The 14,584-nt window shown below is 67.1% G+C and carries 17 protein-coding genes; 11 read left to right on the top strand and 6 right to left on the bottom strand.

The window, feature by feature from the left end:
* Nucleotides 1-918: chaperonin GroEL (gene groEL, locus ACR652_RS10480; protein WP_434506458.1), on the bottom strand; the 918-nt coding region annotated here is incomplete at its 3' end.
* Between the two features lie 48 nt (nucleotides 919-966).
* Nucleotides 967-1,254 (bottom strand): co-chaperone GroES, encoded by a 288-nt coding sequence (gene groES, locus ACR652_RS10475; protein ID WP_281800563.1) that lies wholly within the window; start codon nucleotides 1,252-1,254, stop codon nucleotides 967-969.
* Nucleotides 1,255-1,491: 237 nt separating this feature from the next.
* Between groES and lspA the strand changes: the two genes are divergently transcribed.
* The 4 genes from lspA to ACR652_RS10455 all read left to right on the top strand — a co-directional run bounded on the left by lspA (nucleotide 1,492) and on the right by ACR652_RS10455 (nucleotide 5,563).
* The gene (gene lspA, locus ACR652_RS10470) at nucleotides 1,492-2,007 is read left to right on the top strand and encodes a signal peptidase II (RefSeq protein ID WP_434506457.1); all 516 of its coding nucleotides are present in this window, start codon (nucleotides 1,492-1,494) and stop codon (nucleotides 2,005-2,007) included.
* Nucleotides 2,008-2,119: 112 nt separating this feature from the next.
* Nucleotides 2,120-2,788, top strand: a complete 669-nt coding sequence (locus tag ACR652_RS10465) for a hypothetical protein (RefSeq protein WP_434506456.1) — start codon at nucleotides 2,120-2,122, stop codon at nucleotides 2,786-2,788.
* Nucleotides 2,789-2,877: 89 nt separating this feature from the next.
* Entirely contained in the window at nucleotides 2,878-4,218 is a 1,341-nt protein-coding gene (locus ACR652_RS10460) for a M16 family metallopeptidase (protein ID WP_434506455.1), read from the top strand.
* 61 nt (nucleotides 4,219-4,279) lie between these two features.
* Nucleotides 4,280-5,563 (top strand): M16 family metallopeptidase, encoded by a 1,284-nt coding sequence (locus tag ACR652_RS10455; RefSeq protein WP_434506454.1) that lies wholly within the window; start codon nucleotides 4,280-4,282, stop codon nucleotides 5,561-5,563.
* Nucleotides 5,564-5,700: 137 nt separating this feature from the next.
* Here the strand turns inward: ACR652_RS10455 and ACR652_RS10450 are convergent, their stop codons facing one another.
* The gene (locus ACR652_RS10450; RefSeq protein WP_434506453.1) at nucleotides 5,701-8,355 is read right to left on the bottom strand and encodes a TonB-dependent receptor; all 2,655 of its coding nucleotides are present in this window, start codon (nucleotides 8,353-8,355) and stop codon (nucleotides 5,701-5,703) included.
* Between the two features lie 72 nt (nucleotides 8,356-8,427).
* Nucleotides 8,428-8,781 (bottom strand): hypothetical protein, encoded by a 354-nt coding sequence (locus tag ACR652_RS10445; protein WP_434506452.1) that lies wholly within the window; start codon nucleotides 8,779-8,781, stop codon nucleotides 8,428-8,430.
* Nucleotides 8,782-8,931: 150 nt separating this feature from the next.
* Between ACR652_RS10445 and ACR652_RS10440 the strand changes: the two genes are divergently transcribed.
* The 7 genes from ACR652_RS10440 to ACR652_RS10410 all read left to right on the top strand — a co-directional run bounded on the left by ACR652_RS10440 (nucleotide 8,932) and on the right by ACR652_RS10410 (nucleotide 13,686).
* On the top strand, nucleotides 8,932-9,357 hold the full coding sequence (locus tag ACR652_RS10440) for a hypothetical protein (RefSeq protein ID WP_434506451.1): 426 nt from the start codon (nucleotides 8,932-8,934) through the stop codon (nucleotides 9,355-9,357).
* 162 nt (nucleotides 9,358-9,519) lie between these two features.
* Nucleotides 9,520-10,167 carry a MotA/TolQ/ExbB proton channel family protein gene (locus ACR652_RS10435; RefSeq protein WP_434506450.1) on the top strand — a complete coding sequence of 216 codons (648 nt, stop codon included), beginning with the start codon at nucleotides 9,520-9,522 and terminating at the stop codon, nucleotides 10,165-10,167.
* Nucleotides 10,167-10,649, top strand: a complete 483-nt coding sequence (locus ACR652_RS10430) for an ExbD/TolR family protein (RefSeq protein WP_434506449.1) — start codon at nucleotides 10,167-10,169, stop codon at nucleotides 10,647-10,649. The genes ACR652_RS10435 and ACR652_RS10430 overlap by 1 nt, the downstream gene beginning before the upstream one ends.
* Nucleotides 10,646-11,359 (top strand): energy transducer TonB, encoded by a 714-nt coding sequence (locus ACR652_RS10425; protein ID WP_434506448.1) that lies wholly within the window; start codon nucleotides 10,646-10,648, stop codon nucleotides 11,357-11,359. The genes ACR652_RS10430 and ACR652_RS10425 overlap by 4 nt, the downstream gene beginning before the upstream one ends.
* Nucleotides 11,360-11,417: 58 nt before the next feature.
* Entirely contained in the window at nucleotides 11,418-11,891 is a 474-nt protein-coding gene (locus ACR652_RS10420) for an energy transducer TonB (protein ID WP_434506447.1), read from the top strand.
* A gap of 29 nt (nucleotides 11,892-11,920) precedes the next feature.
* Nucleotides 11,921-13,192 carry an exo-alpha-sialidase gene (locus ACR652_RS10415; RefSeq protein ID WP_434506446.1) on the top strand — a complete coding sequence of 424 codons (1,272 nt, stop codon included), beginning with the start codon at nucleotides 11,921-11,923 and terminating at the stop codon, nucleotides 13,190-13,192.
* 8 nt (nucleotides 13,193-13,200) lie between these two features.
* Nucleotides 13,201-13,686 (top strand): TlpA family protein disulfide reductase, encoded by a 486-nt coding sequence (locus tag ACR652_RS10410; protein ID WP_434506445.1) that lies wholly within the window; start codon nucleotides 13,201-13,203, stop codon nucleotides 13,684-13,686.
* 119 nt (nucleotides 13,687-13,805) lie between these two features.
* Here ACR652_RS10410 and ACR652_RS10405 read toward each other — a convergent pair whose 3' ends face one another.
* Together ACR652_RS10405 and ACR652_RS10400 are read right to left on the bottom strand one after the other, a co-directional pair.
* Entirely contained in the window at nucleotides 13,806-14,390 is a 585-nt protein-coding gene (locus ACR652_RS10405) for a cob(I)yrinic acid a,c-diamide adenosyltransferase (protein ID WP_434506444.1), read from the bottom strand.
* A 2-nt stretch (nucleotides 14,391-14,392) separates the two neighbouring features.
* On the bottom strand, nucleotides 14,393-14,581 hold the full coding sequence (locus ACR652_RS10400) for a twin transmembrane helix small protein (protein ID WP_434506443.1): 189 nt from the start codon (nucleotides 14,579-14,581) through the stop codon (nucleotides 14,393-14,395).
* Nucleotides 14,582-14,584: the final 3 nt, after the last annotated feature.

Below are 14,584 nucleotides of genomic sequence, written 5' to 3'. Positions count from 1 at the left end.
GCCGAGGTCTTCCGCGATCATCTGGCCGCCCGTGAGGATGGCGATGTCTTCGAGCATGGCCTTGCGGCGATCGCCGAAGCCCGGCGCCTTGACGGCCGCGATCTTCAGACCGCCGCGCAGCTTGTTGACGACGAGCGTGGCCAGCGCCTCGCCCTCGATGTCCTCGGCGACGATGACGAGCGGCTTGCCGGTCTGGACGACGGCCTCGAGGATCGGCAGCAGCGGCTGCAGCGTCGACAGCTTCTTCTCGTGGATGAGGAGATAGGCCTCGTCGAGCTCGGCGATCATCTTCTCGGCGTTGGTGATGAAATACGGCGACAGATAGCCGCGATCGAACTGCATGCCCTCGACAATGTCGGTCTCGGTCTCCAGGCTCTTGGCCTCCTCGACCGTGATCACGCCTTCATTGCCGACCTTCTGCATCGCCTTGGCGATCTCTTCGCCGATGAAGGTGTCGCCATTGGCCGAGATGGTGCCGACCTGGGCGATCTCGTCGTTGGAGGTGACCTTCTTCGAATGCGCCTTGAGGTCGGCGACGATCGCCTCGACGGCGAGATCGACGCCGCGCTTCAGATCCATCGGGTTGAGACCGGCGGCCACGGCCTTGGCGCCTTCCTTGGCGATGGCGGCGGCGAGGACGGTCGCGGTGGTGGTGCCGTCGCCGGCGAGGTCGTTCTGCTTGGAGGCGACTTCGCGAACGAGCTGGGCGCCGAGATTCTCGAACTTGTCGGCGAGCTCGATCTCCTTGGCGACGGTGACGCCGTCCTTGGTGATGCGCGGCGCGCCGAAGCTCTTCTCGATCACGACGTTGCGGCCCTTGGGACCCAGCGTGACCTTGACGGCGTTGGCGAGAATTTCGACGCCGCGCAGAATGCGGTCGCGGGCGTCGGTGGAGAAGCGGACGTCTTTGGCAGCCATGTGAAACTCCTGGTGTGTTTAAGAGAAAGCGTTAAGGGCGGAGCCGAGTTATTCGACGATGCCCAGGATGTCGCTTTCCTTCATGATCAGCAGGTCGTCGCCGTCGATCTTGACTTCGGTGCCGGACCATTTGCCGAAGAGGACGCGGTCGCCGGCCTTCACGTCGAGGGGAACGAGCTTGCCGCTTTCGTCGCGCGCGCCGGGGCCAACCGCGACCACCTTGCCCTCCTGGGGCTTTTCCTTGGCGGTGTCGGGGATGATGATGCCGCCCTTGGTCTTCTCTTCGCCTTCGATGCGCTTGACCACGATCCGGTCGTGCAGGGGACGGAACGCCATTGCAATGTCTTCCTTTTCTGCGCTCCGGGCGGGACAGAACCGCCCGTCGCAAGCCATAAGCGAAATTGTTGGCACTCTCTTCCGACGAGTGCCAACAGCGTCAGGGAAATATTGCGCCCCTGCCCCGATGTCAAGGCGCCGACGCCGAAGCTGGCTCGCGTCGGCGGCGCGAGGCTAGCCGCGCGGGGGACGGAACGGTAAGAAGACGGCCAACCGCCGCCGATCCAGGAGAGCTTCGTGACGCGCCTTGCTGCTTCGCCCCGCGCCCTCGGCCTGACGGCCGCGTTTGTCGCGGCGCTGGTCGACCAGGCGCACAAATACTGGATGCTTCATGTTTTCGGCATAGAGGCCCGCCAGCCGGTCACGCTCGCGCCCTTCCTCGACATTGTGCTGTCGTGGAATTACGGCGTCTCCTATTCGCTCTTTCCCGCCCATGAGGGCGCGGGGCGGGCGCTGCTGCTCGCCGGACAGGGCGCCATCGTCGCGGGGCTGCTGTGGTGGATGTGGCGGGTCCGGAGCCGGCTGACGGCGCTGGCGATCGGGCTGGTCGTCGGCGGAGCCTTCGGCAACGCCATGGACCGGATCGCGCGCGGGGCGGTCGCCGATTTCTTTTATCTACATACGACCTTGCCGGTCGGACCGCTCGCCAACTACGTCTTCAACGTCGCCGACGTGGCCATCACGGCGGGCGTGGCGCTGCTGCTTTTCGAGAGCTTTTTCCCGCCCGCCCCGCCGGCGGAAAGCCCCGCCTGACAAGCTTCGCCACTAAATCGCCAACAAGTCGCGCGCATGTGTGCGCCTTTGAGACAAGGCGCGCGCCGCAGGCGCCTGCGCGCCTGTCCCGAGGTTTCAGGGAGTTCGCATCATGAAGCTCGTCAGGTCCGGACGCTTTGCGCTCTTCGCGCTGGCGGGCCTCGCGGTCGCCGCCAGTGGGCCCGCGCAGGCCGCCGACGACAAGTCGACGATCAGCGCGGTCGCGGAGCTTTTCGGCTATTCCTCCGATCCGAGCGCCGGCTCGATCGACTACCATGAACGGCCCAAGCTCGTGCTGCCGCCGCGCGCGGGCGAATTGCCGGCCCCGCGCGACGCCAGCCGCCCCGAGGGCTGGCCGAGCGACACCACCACGACGCGCAAGCGCGGCTCCGACCGTTACGCCCGCGTGCCCAACGCCCCGCCGCCGACCGAGGAGCACAAGCCGGGCCTCTTCGACCGGCTCACCGGCGGCGGCGGCGCCCCCGCCGCGGCGACTCCCGCCACGGTCGAGCCGGGGCGCCGGATGCTCACCGAGCCGCCGACCGGCTACCGCCGCCCGACCATGGACCTGAGCAAGGTTCCGGACTCGGACGTCAAAAAGTCGAGCTGGTGGAATCCCCTCAGCTATCTCGGCTCCAAGGACGACTCCGATCCCGCCCAGTCCGCCGCCGCCGGGACGTCGGGCAAGCCCGCCGCGGGGTCGGGGAATCAGGCGCAATCCTCCAGCTCGTCGAGCTGGTTCCAGATGCCGCGCTTCGTCAGAAGGACCTCCGAAGATTGAGTGAGTTCCGGCCGGAGCAATTTCGGCCTATATAGGGGTCAATCTGTTTCCGTTCCGGAGCGGCCTCCGGCCGCCAGAAAGGCCTCTCCATGTCTCTTTCGCAACCGTCGCCGATCGCTCCCCTGACCCCCGGAGCGGTCGGGGACTCGGCGCGGGCGAACGCCGGCGTTTCAAGTTACAGGCTCGACAACGGTCTCGAGCTGGTGGTCATTCCCGACAACCGCACGCCCGTCGTCACCCATATGATCTGGTATCGCAACGGCTCCGCCGACGATCCGCTGGGCAAGTCCGGAATCGCCCATTTTCTCGAACATCTGATGTTCAAGGGCACCAAGACCCATCCGCAGGGCGAGTTCTCCAATCTCGTCGCCGAGCTCGGCGGGCAGGAGAACGCCTTCACCAGCTATGATTACACGGCCTATTTCCAGCGCATCGGCAAGGAGCATCTCGGCACGCTGATGCAGTTCGAGGCCGACCGCATGATCAATCTCGTGCTGACGGACGAGGTGGTGACGCCGGAGCGGGACGTGGTGCTCGAAGAGCGCCGCATGCGCACCGACAATGATCCTTCCGCGCAGCTCGACGAGGCCGTCCAGGCGGCGCTTTTCGCCCATCATCCCTATGGCACGCCGATCATCGGCTGGAACCATGAGATCGAGACGCTCGATCGCGAGGACGCGCTCGCCTATTACAGCCGCTTCTATACGCCCGAAAACGCCATCCTCGTGGTGGCGGGCGACATAGACGCCGAGGAGGTTCTCGCTCTCGCGAAGGAGACCTACGGCCAGATTCCCGCCCGCGCCGAGCCGCCGCGCCGCAACCGCACCAAGGAACCGCCGCATCGCGCCCATCGGCTGGTCTCGCTGTCCGACGAGAAGGTCGAGCAGCCCGGCCATGAGCGGGTCTTCCTCGTGCCCTCCTACAAGACCGCCGCGCCCGGCGAGGCGGAGGCGCTCGAGACCCTCGCCCATATGCTGGGCGGCGGCGCGACCAGCGCCCTCTACGAGACCCTGGTGGTCGAGGAGAAATATGCGGTGGGCGCCGGCGCTTATTATCTTGGCTCCGCCGTCGACGACACGCGGCTGTGGGTCTATGCGACCCCGGCGCCCGACGTTTCGCTCGAGGAGCTCGACGCCGCGATCGACCGGGTGATCCGCCGCTTCATCGACCATCCGATCGACGAGGCGCACCTCGCCCGCGCCAAGACGCGGCTGATCGCGGACGCGATCTACGCGCAGGACAGCCAGGCCTCGCTCGCCCGCTGGTATGGCGAGGCGCTGGCGACCGGGCTCACCATCGCCGACGTCGAGGCGTGGCCCGCCCGCATGGAGGCCGTGACCGCCGCGGACGTGACCGCCGCCGCGCGCAAATGGCTCGACAAGCGGCGCGCCGTGACCGGCTTCCTGCTGCCGGCCGACGAGACCGCCTGACGCCGCGCGTCAGCATGGCCGGCGCCCTCGCGCCGGCGTCTTCTCTTTTTCAGGAATCCCCATGACCGCCCACGCCCCCGCCGTCACCATGGCCTCCCGCGCCGAGCATGTGCAGAAGGTCGTCACGCCCGGCGGGGTCACCGCTTGGCTCGTCGAGAGCTACGCGGTGCCCCTCGTCGCGCTGGAATTTTCCATGCGCGGCGGCGCGGCGCAGGACCCCGCCGACAAGCCCGGCCTCGCGACGCTGCTCGCCGGCCTGCTCGATGAAGGCGCCGGCCCCTATGACGCGCGCGGCTTTCACCGCGCGGTGGACGAACTCGCCATCCATATCGGCTTCGGCGCCGACCGCGATTCGATTTCGGGCCATCTGCAAACGCTCGCGAAGAACACCGACAAGGCGTTCGAGCTGCTGAAGCTCGCCATGACCGACGCGCATCTCGCGGACGCCGACGTGGCGCGGGTGCGCAGCCAGCTCGTCGCGGAACTGAAGCGCGACGCCAATGATCCCGACGCCATGGCGGCCAAGGCCTTCCGCGAGGCGGCGTTCCCGGAGCACCCCTATGGGCGGCCGGTTCGCGGCGAACTGTCGTCGATCGAGACGCTGTCGCGCCCCGATCTGATCGCCTTGCGGGAACGGCTCTTCGCGCGCAAGGATCTCAAGATCGCGGTCGTCGGCGCCATCGACGCCAAGACCTTGTCGGACCATCTCGACGCGACCTTCGGCGCCTTCGGCCTGCTGAATGATCTCGCCCCGGTCGAACCGGCGATCGTCGCCGGCGCCGGCTCGCGCCGCATCGTTACGCTGGACATTCCGCAAACCACGATCCGCTTCGGCCGCACGGGCGTCACCAAGCATGATCCGGATTATTTCGCGGTCGTCGTGGCCAATCACATTTTCGGCGGCGGAAGTTTCACCTCGCGGCTCTTCCACGAGGTCCGCGAGAAACGCGGCATGGCCTACAGCGTCTATGCGCAGCTTAATGAATTCGAGAAATGCCCGATGCTGATCGGCGCCGCCGCGACGAAGAACGAGCGCGCCGGCGAGGCGTTGCGCATCATCGAGGAGGAGGCCCGCCGCTTCGCGGAAGATGGGCCGACCGAGGATGAACTCGACAAGGCGAAGAAATATCTGATCGGGTCTTATCCGCTGCGCTTCGACACCTCGACGAAGATCGCCAGCCAGCTCGTGCATCTGCAGATGGACGGCTTCGAGCCGAGCTATCTCGACGAACGCAACGGCCGGATCGCCGCCGTGGGGCTGGAGGATTGCAAGCGCGCGGCGAAGAAGCTGCTGGGCGACGCGGCGCTTCTGGTGACGATGGTGGGGCGACCCGAGGGGGTGTGATCGGGCGGGACGACCCGATGGAGACGCGCGGCTCGGGCGGAGCCGAGCCTCCATCGTGGCGGCCCATCCCGGCCCCTGGGCGTCGGCGCCACGCCTCCCATCAGGAGACGGCATGGCGCCGAGTCTTCGTCCGGTCGTCAGTTCCAGTCGACCGCGACCGGCTGCACCCAATTGGCGACGTCCGGCCACCCGCTTTCATTCTCGCCGTAGAAAATCCCGCGCTCCGGCTTCTTGTCCGCGCCGTAGTCATATTTCGCGGAGAGGTAGAACGTGCGCTGCGGGAAGGGGTGGAACAGGAAGTATTTGTAATTGCCGATATTGTCGATGCCGAAGCTCGCCGACCAGCGGCTGTTCCACTTGTAGTTGATCTTGGTGTCGACGACGAAGAAGCGGTCGAAAGAGCCGTAGACGCCATGGGCGATGTCGTTGTTCGAGAGCGTCGACCACATGCGGTCCTGCCAGCGGGCCGCGACCGTGAATGACCAGAAGGGATCGGGCCGGTAGGTCGCCACGGCCGTCCAGCGCCACTTGGGCACGTAAGGGGCGTTCTTGCCGTTGATCGAGAGGCACCAATTGTCCAGATTGTTGCCGCCCGCCGGCACCCATGTGGGATCGGCGATGATGCGCGAATTGACGAAGGTCACGCTGCCAGTCAGCTCGAGGCCCTTGATGTAGACGTCGTCCTTGCTCCACGCCAGCTCGACGCCGCTGTTGCGCAGCCGCTGGATGTTGGTGTTGCCCGTGGTCAATTGAGAAACGCCGCCCTGCTGGACATAGAGCGACTGCGAAATGATCGCGTCGCGCACTTCTTCGTCGAACAGCGAGACGCGCGCATTGCCGTTGCGGCCCAGATTGCGCTCGAAGGACAGCTCCTTCGTGAGCGCGACTTCGGGCAGCAGATTGGGGTTGGGATTGACGGCGGGCGCCGCGCCGGTCGGCGCGGTCAGATTGTAGAGCTCTCTCGCGGTCGGGAAGCGGTTCGCCATGCCGACGGAGCCGGTGATCGTCCAACGATCGTCCGGCGTCCACTGGAGCGACCCCTTGGGGGAAAAGCGCGTGTGATAGAGATTCGGCTGGTAGATCCCCAACGCGCCGGCCGGAATGGACGTGGGAAGACCCGCCGGATTGAGCGCCGAATTGGGGATCTGCTGGTTGAAGCCGTTGGAAGCGACCCAGTTTTCCCCGCGAATGCCGACGGTGAACTTGAAGGCGTCGTTGATCCTCCAGGCGTCCTGGGCCCAGAGCGCCGCCGTCCGCGTCGTGCCGTCGCCGATCGAAGCCACAGCGCCAAAGGCCGAGGCGGTTCCCATCGGCCAGTTCGTCGTGATGAAGGACGGGTTGTTGAGGTGGTACTGGTCGCCGTGCAGGCCGAAACTGATGTCGTGCCCGGCGAGGGCGCCGTCCGGCCGGACGATCCCCTTCATGTCGAGCAGCGTCCAATAGGTGCCTGTGAACACCGTGTTACGACCCGACTGGGTCCAGCCGCCGTAGGGAACGGCGCCGCTGTAGGGCGCGATCTGATCGGACTGGAGATATGAGAAGTTGGAGGCGGAAACCTCCCAGTCGAGCACGCCCCCGGTGTTGCTTTTCACCGCGGCGGCGTTCGTGAGGATTTTTTCCTGAACGCGATAATAGCCCGAGCCGAAACTCTGCAAGGTGGTGTTCTGCAGGCCCCACGGATTTGTCTTGGCGTTGAAGGCGGCGCCGAAGGTCGCGCCATAACCCGCCGCGAGATAATTTTCCGGATAGGATGTGCCGTCGTTCGACCAGAAGCCCAGCGTATAGGTGCCGCGCACGGTGTTGGTGAAGTCGTAGGCGAATTTGATCTTGCCGTTGACCTGATCATTGTCGAGATTTCCGGTCGTCCCGATGACCGTCGCCGGGACGCCGAACTTCGTGGTGGCGAAGACGGCGTTCGGGTAGCCGTAGAAATTCTGGAGGTTGCCGAGCGGGAATGTGCCGGACGGCAAGGTGACGGCAAGCAAGGGCTGCTGGGAGCCACGTTGCCAGTTGCCGGAGACGGTGTAGGAGAAGTCCCCATAGCGATTGCCGACGAACATGCTCGTCACATTATTCACCAGGGTCTTGCTCGTTCTCCACTGGGAGAAGTCCTGGACGGCGATCGTGTCCTTGACCGAGACTTCGAGCTTCTCCGGCATGCGGGTCGTGATCTTCAGCACGCCGCCCATGGAGTTGCCGGGATATTGCGCCGAATAGGGACCGTAGAGAAAGTCGACGCGCTCGATTTCCTCTGGCGCGACGAGGCCCCAGCGCGGCGCGCCGATGGTGTTGTCATTGCCGATGAGCGCGGTGAGCAGCAGGTCATCCGCGTAAACCAGGCTGCGGGCCGAGGAGTTGACGCCCCAGGTGCGGGTCTGGAGCACCGCCTGCGTGTCGCCATTGTTGCGTTTGCGCACGAACAGGCTCGGCATGTATTTCACCGCGTCTTCCGAGTCGACGATGTTCACCTGCCGCTCGATCTGCGGACGCGTGATGCTGGCGACGGTGTTCGGCAACTGCCATCTCTCGACGAAGGCCGGCTTGCCGTCCGGCAACGTCGGCGACCAGCGCGAGACCACGGGCGCGGGCGCGGGCGCGACGACCGGGCCGGGCGCCGGCGCGGCGGGCTGCGCGGCGACCGGGCCGGCCGGCCGCGCGGGTCCGTGGGTGACGGCGCGGCGCTGGCCGCTGACGTCGATGGTCGGCAGTTGATGCATCGCCAGAGCCGGCGACAGGATGGCGAAAGACAATGCGCCGGCCGAAACGCCGCGCAGCAGGAAAGTGCGAGTCATCTTGTTCTCCCCGGCGCCCTTTGGGCGGGCGCGTCCGATCCGGCGCTTGCGCGCCGAGCATCCAAATTCGGATCAGACCAGGGAGGGCGGCGCGCGCGCTGGCGCGCTGCGATTGAAGACGGCGCGCAGCGCCGGAACGTCCGGCTCCGCCAGCGCGACGCGGAATTGGAACGCGACCGCTCGCGCCTCGAAGAGCGGCGCGTCGCTGCTGACGACGCTGAATCCGAGCTGGCAGAGCGAACAGGAGGCGTGATCGTGCGGGGCCGGGGCGCCCATCGGCTTGCGACCGGCGTCGCGGGACGCGTCGGCCGAAACGGCGATGTCGCGATGACAGGGGAGGTAGCCGTCGCGCGCCGCCGCCGCGCCCCAGAAGGACGCGCCGAGCTGTGTCAGCAATGCGACACAGACAATCAGCGATGCGAGCATTCTTTTCGACATAACCGACCCGGCGGCCTCGCTCATGCGACTCGCGGAAGATTTCTCTTCTTGGCGGCGCGTGGCACTGTGCCAACACGAGCGGAACCTTCCTAGCCGGCTCGCGTTGTCAGTAGTCGAAAAATCCAGTAAGAGGCTTTTATGTCACAGTCGCGCGACATCAGCCTTCGCATACGCGCCGCCATTGCGCTGGTCGTCGCTTGGGCGCTGATGTTCAGCGTCGCCGCGTCGGGCGCGGCGGCCGCCAGCGCGACGGATATCGTCTTCAAAAACAATGGCGCGCAGAGCGTCGGACTCTTCGCCTGCTTCAAGCGTCACATGACGCAGCGCGCGGACGCCGCGAGCCTCGACAAGGCGCCCGAGGGTCAGAAATCCGCAAGGCATCATTGCCCCTGCTGTCTCGCGGCGCATACGGCGGCCGCCGTTCTGCCGGCCCGCCTCGCGACGCCGGCCGCGCCACCTTCGGCGCCGTCGCATATCTATTGTTTATCCTTTACGGCGCATGAGCCGGAAGGCGTCGGCCTGCGGGCGGCGCATGGCGCGCGGGCGCCGCCCTTTCCAATTTAGAACTTTTCCGATCGGCGCGCCGTAACGCTGGCCCACCGCCTGCTTGTGGTTAGAATAGCCGATCGGGGACGCCTTTCGCGTCTGGATCACGACAAGAATTCAAAAAGGACGCCGCTGTCGCAGCCCGCGCGCGCGTCCGCAAAAAGAAAATGAGTGCGTTCCATGGATCATACGTCGCTTTCCCCACTCGCCATGTTCCTCAACGCCGGCCCCGTCGGCAAGGTCGTCATGGCGTCGCTGCTTCTCGCCTCCATCTGGACCTGGGTTCTGATCATTGAAGCGACGGTGGCCGTCGTGCGCATCGGCAAGGCCGCGCGCGAGGCTCGCGCGGGCCGCCCGATCGGCCTTCTCGAGCCGGTCGCCGAAGCCGGCCGTGAGGCTTATGCGCTGGACATTCCCGACGAGACGGTTGGCGATAAGCGCGAACGCGTCGCCGAGAACATGAGCCGCGCGGCGCGCGAATTTCTCACCAAGGCGGAAGGCGGCCTGCCCAATCTCGCGGTGATCTCCTCGGTCGCGCCTTTCGTCGGCCTGTTCGGCACGGTGTGGGGCATCATGACCAGCTTCGCCGGCATCGCCCAGTCGCAGGACACGAGCCTCGCGGTGGTCGCGCCCGGCATCGCCGAGGCGCTCGCCGCCACGGCCTATGGCCTCGCGGCGGCCATTCCGGCCTCGGTCGGCTATAACCGCATCGGCGCCTCGTTCTCCCGCGCCGGCCAGCAGGTCGCCCATTACATCGAGGACGAGGCCCTGCGCATGACCAGCGCCGGCGCCGCCGCTCGCGCCCGTCACCAGAAGGAGGCCGCATAATGGCTCTCCCCACGCGCTTCAAGGGCAACAACGACCTCTATCAGCCCCTCGCCGACATCAACGTCACGCCGCTCGTCGACGTCATGCTGGTGCTGCTCATCATCTTCATGGTGACGGCGCCGCTGCTCGCCAAGGGCGTGAAGGTGAATCTGCCGCAGGCCAGCGCCGCGCAGCCGATCAACCAGAAAGACCCGATTGTCGTCACCGTCGGCAAGGACGGCAAGGTGTCGCTCGGCGCCGATCCGGTCTCGGAGAGCGCGCTGATCGACGGCATCCGCGCCATGATGGGCGACGACCACAGCCGCGTCGTGCATGTGCGCGGCGATACTGAAGCCGTCTATGGCGAGGTCGTCGCGGTGATGGACAAGCTCGCGACCAATGGCATCACCCATATCGCGATCATGACCAATTCGCGCAGCAAGACCGGCGGCGCGAAAGCGGCTGTCCCCGCGACGGCTGTCCCGGCGGGAGCGGCCAAATGACGGATTTCGCGCTCTCACCCGGCCTCGCCGGACAGCGCGGGGAGGAGCCGGCGGGACCGCCGCCGGTCAACCCGCCCTGGCTGCGCCCGGTCGCGATCACCGCCATCGTCGCGGCGCATCTCGCCGTCTTCGCGGCCTTTCTGTTCGCGCCGGCGCCCAAGTCGATCTCGCTCGACTCCCTGACCATGGACCTCGTGCAGGAAGGCGACTTCATCGAGCAGCAGGAAGTGAGCGCGGCGGAGGACACGCCGCCGCCCGTCGCCGTCGAGCAGCCGGACCTCGCCCTGCCGCCGCCGGTGGTGATGGCGCCGGACGCCATTCCGCTCGCCATGAAGAAGGAAGACGTCGAGAAGACCGAGCGCAAGCAGGAAGAGCAGAAGCAGGTCGAGCGGGCCGAGCAGCGCCGCGAGGCGCAGACCCGCCGCCGCGCCGGCGCGCCCGACGCGGGCGGCGGCACGGGGGCCTCGCAGGCGAGCTGTCTCGCCCATGTGGCGGCCTCGCTGCGCCAGCATACGCCGGGCTCGACCAGCCTTGGCGCCGGGACCGCCCAGGTGACCTTCCACGTCAATGCGGGCGGCGGCATTTCCGGCGTCACGGCCTCGGGCTCGACGCCGGCGCATGCGGCGCTGGCGCGGCGGATCGTGTCCTCCTCGCGCGGACCCGGAAACTGCGGCTCGGCCTTCGTGAGCCAGGCCTTCTCCTTCCATTGAACGCTCAAGCCGGCGGGCCCTCGGGTCCGCCGCGTCTCTTTTGACGGAAAGCCATGAGATGAACGTCCTCACCTGCGGGCGCGTCGCGCTCGCATGCGCGCTCGCCTTTTCAGGCGCGGCTGTCGCCCAGACGCAGAAGCCCGCGCCCGCCCAGCCCGCGCCGAAACCCGCCGCGCCCGCCGCTCCGACGGCGCCGGCGGCCCCCGCTCAGAAGCCAGCCGCGCCGAACGCTCCCGCCCAAGCGCCGGCCCAAGCGCCCGCCGCCATGTCCGAGAGCAAATATCTGAGCCTGCTCTACAGCGAGATCGCGAAGCACACGCCGGAAGTCAATCCCGCCGGTCCCGGCGAGGTGACGGCAAGCTTCGTCGTCGGTCCTGCCGGCAAGGTCGTCAAGGTGACGATCGACAAGACCACGAGCCCGGCCCACGCCGAGATCGTCAGGAAAATCCTCTCGCAGATCGTGACGCCCCCGCCGCCTGGCGGGTCGATGGACATCGGCCAGACATTCAAATTCCGCGCCAATCAAGACTGAGAAAAGCGATCTCTTTGGGAGGGTCGACCATGCCTGTGTCCCGCCTTTTTCTTGCTTCAGCCGCCCTTCTCGGCGCGACGGGCGCCGCTTTGGCGCAAGACCCGGCCCCTGCCCCGGCGCCGGCGGCCCCCGCCGCTCCGGCGATAAGCCATCACGCCGCGCCCGCCTGCTCGGAGGCGAAGCCCGCCTGCGCCATGACGGTCCATCCGGCCTTCGACCGCAAGGGAACGCTCTGGGTCGCCTTCGCGGTCGGCAAGACGGTCTATGTCGCCAGCTCCACGGACGGCGGCAAAAGCTTCGCGGCGCCGGCGACCGTCGCGACCATCGCCGACGGCGTCGTCGACTCCCATGGCGACCCGCGGCCCAAGATCGTCCCGCTCGCCGACGGTTCGCTCCTCGCGAGCTATACGACGCGGCCGGACAAGCAGATGATCGGCACGATCTTCACCGCGCGCTCGACCGACGGCGGCGAGAGCTTTTCGACGCCGCAGCCGATGCTGACCGAAGGCGGCCAGCGTTTCGAGACCTTCGTCGTCACGCCGAAGGGCCGCATCTACGCCGGCTGGCTCGACAAGACGAACGCCCTCAAGGCCAAGGCGGAGGGCAAGGAGTTCGAGGGCAGCGGCGTCGCCTTCGCCTGGTCGGACGATCGCGGCCAGAGCTTCAGCGGCAAGAAGATCCTGCTCGACCACGCCTGCGAATGCTGCCGCATGTCCTCGGCGCTCGACAGGGACGGCCAGCCGGTCTTCGTCTGGCGGCAGGTCTTTCCCGGCAATATCCGCGACCATTACGCCGCGAAACTCTCCGCCGACGGCGCGACGCTTTCCGGCGGGCGCGTCAGCGACGACAATTGGGCGATCAACTCCTGCCCGCATCACGGCCCCGGCATGGCGATCGACGCCAATGGCGTCTGGCACGTCGTGTGGTTCACCAAGGGCCAGAACCGGCAGGGCCTGTTCTACGCCCAGAGCCGCGACGGCGGGAAAAGCTTCTCCGCCCCGGAGAAATTCGGCGATGACGCGAAGGCGCCGGGACATCCTGTCGCGCTCGCGGCGAAGGGCCGGCTCTATCGCGTCTGGAAGGAGTTCGACGGAACGACGACCAGCGTCGCCATGCAGATGTCGCGCGACGGCGGCAAGAGCTGGAGCGCGCCGCGCGTGATCGCCGAGACCGCCGACGCTTCCGACCATCCCGAACTCGTCGCCGGCAAGACCGCCGCTTACCTCTCCTGGGTCACGCACAAGGAAGGCTATCGCCTGATTCCGCTGCCGCGCGACGACAAGAGCGCGTCGGCGAAGTGAGGGCGGCGATGTTCACTCTCCTTCGCGCCACGGCGCTCGCCTGTTTCTGCCTCGCGGCGGGGCAGGCGGCGGCGCTCGATTTCAAGCCCTATGGCCGCGGCGGCTTCGCGCAGATCGTGAAGGCCCACGCCGGCCGGCCGCTGATGATCCATTTCTGGTCGGTGACCTGCCCGCCCTGCCTCGTCGAACTGCCGCAATGGGCGAAAATGCTCGACGCGCAGAAAGGCGTCGACATCGTCTTCGTGAACACGGACGACGACGAGGATCGCCCCCGGGCCGAGGCGCGCGCCGAAAAGGCCGGGCTGGGGAAGGCGGCGCATTACGGCTTTTCCGACGATTTCGTCGAGAAGCTTTATTTCGAGGCCGACAAGGGCTGGCGCGGCGAATTGCCCTTCACCGCCCTCGTCGCGCCCGACGGCGCCGTGACGACGGTGACGGGCGCGGTGGACGATCCGCTCGTGGTGACCTGGCTGGCGAAGAGCGCGGGGAGGTAGGCGGACACTGCGTGGGTGCGTGATGCGGCTTCGCCCTCACCCCGACCCTCTCCCCGCGATGCGGGGAGAGGGTCGGGGTGAGGGGCAGGCCGGGATAACGGAAGAAACCTGTGCCGTCGCTACCGCGTCGCGCCCGGCTTCCACAGAACATCACCCGTCTCGCGGTTCACGAAGCGCGACGCGACGAAGAGGAAGTCGGACAGGCGGTTCACATAGGCGAGCGCCGTCGCCGACAGCTCCTCGCCTTCCGTCTGCATCAGCGTCACCATCACGCGCTCGGCGCGCCGGCAGATGGTGCGCGCCATGTGCAGATGCGCCGCCGCCGCCGTGCCGCCCGGCAGCACGAAGGAGCGCAGCGGCGCGAGATCGGCGTTGAGCTGGTCGATCTCCCTTTCGAGCCGCTCCACCTGCGAGGGCAGGATCGCCAGCCGCATGGCGGGATCGAGCGGCTTCTCGGGGTCGTGCGGCGTCGCCAGCTCCGCGCCGAGATCGAAGAGATCGTTCTGAATGCGCTCGAGCATCTGATCGAGCGCCGCGTCGCGAGCCTCGATCGCGAGGCGGGCGACGCCGATGGCGGCGTTGGTCTCGTCGATGTCGCCATAGGCCTCGACGCGAATGTCGTCCTTGCGGCGGCGGGCGCCGGTCGCGAGCGAGGTCGCCCCCTTGTCGCCGCCCCGTGTATAAATCCTGTCCAGCTTGACCAAGCTCAATGTCCCCGGAAGTAGAGCACCGTCAGCGCGATGGCGAGCGCCAGAAATTGCAGGCCGACGCGCCAGCGCATGAGCGTCTGCGACCGCTGCCCTGCCCCCGCGCCGCCCCGGAACATGTTGAAAAAGCCCGCGAGCAGCACGAGAAACACCGCTGACGCGGCGATAAAGACCAGCAGATTGGACATGAC

Source organism: Methylocystis sp., assembly GCF_051061225.1.
Classification (GTDB): domain Bacteria; phylum Pseudomonadota; class Alphaproteobacteria; order Rhizobiales; family Beijerinckiaceae; genus Methylocystis.
The sequence above is the reverse complement of the archived record's forward strand: the minus strand, read 5'-3'. Positions and strand labels throughout refer to the sequence as shown.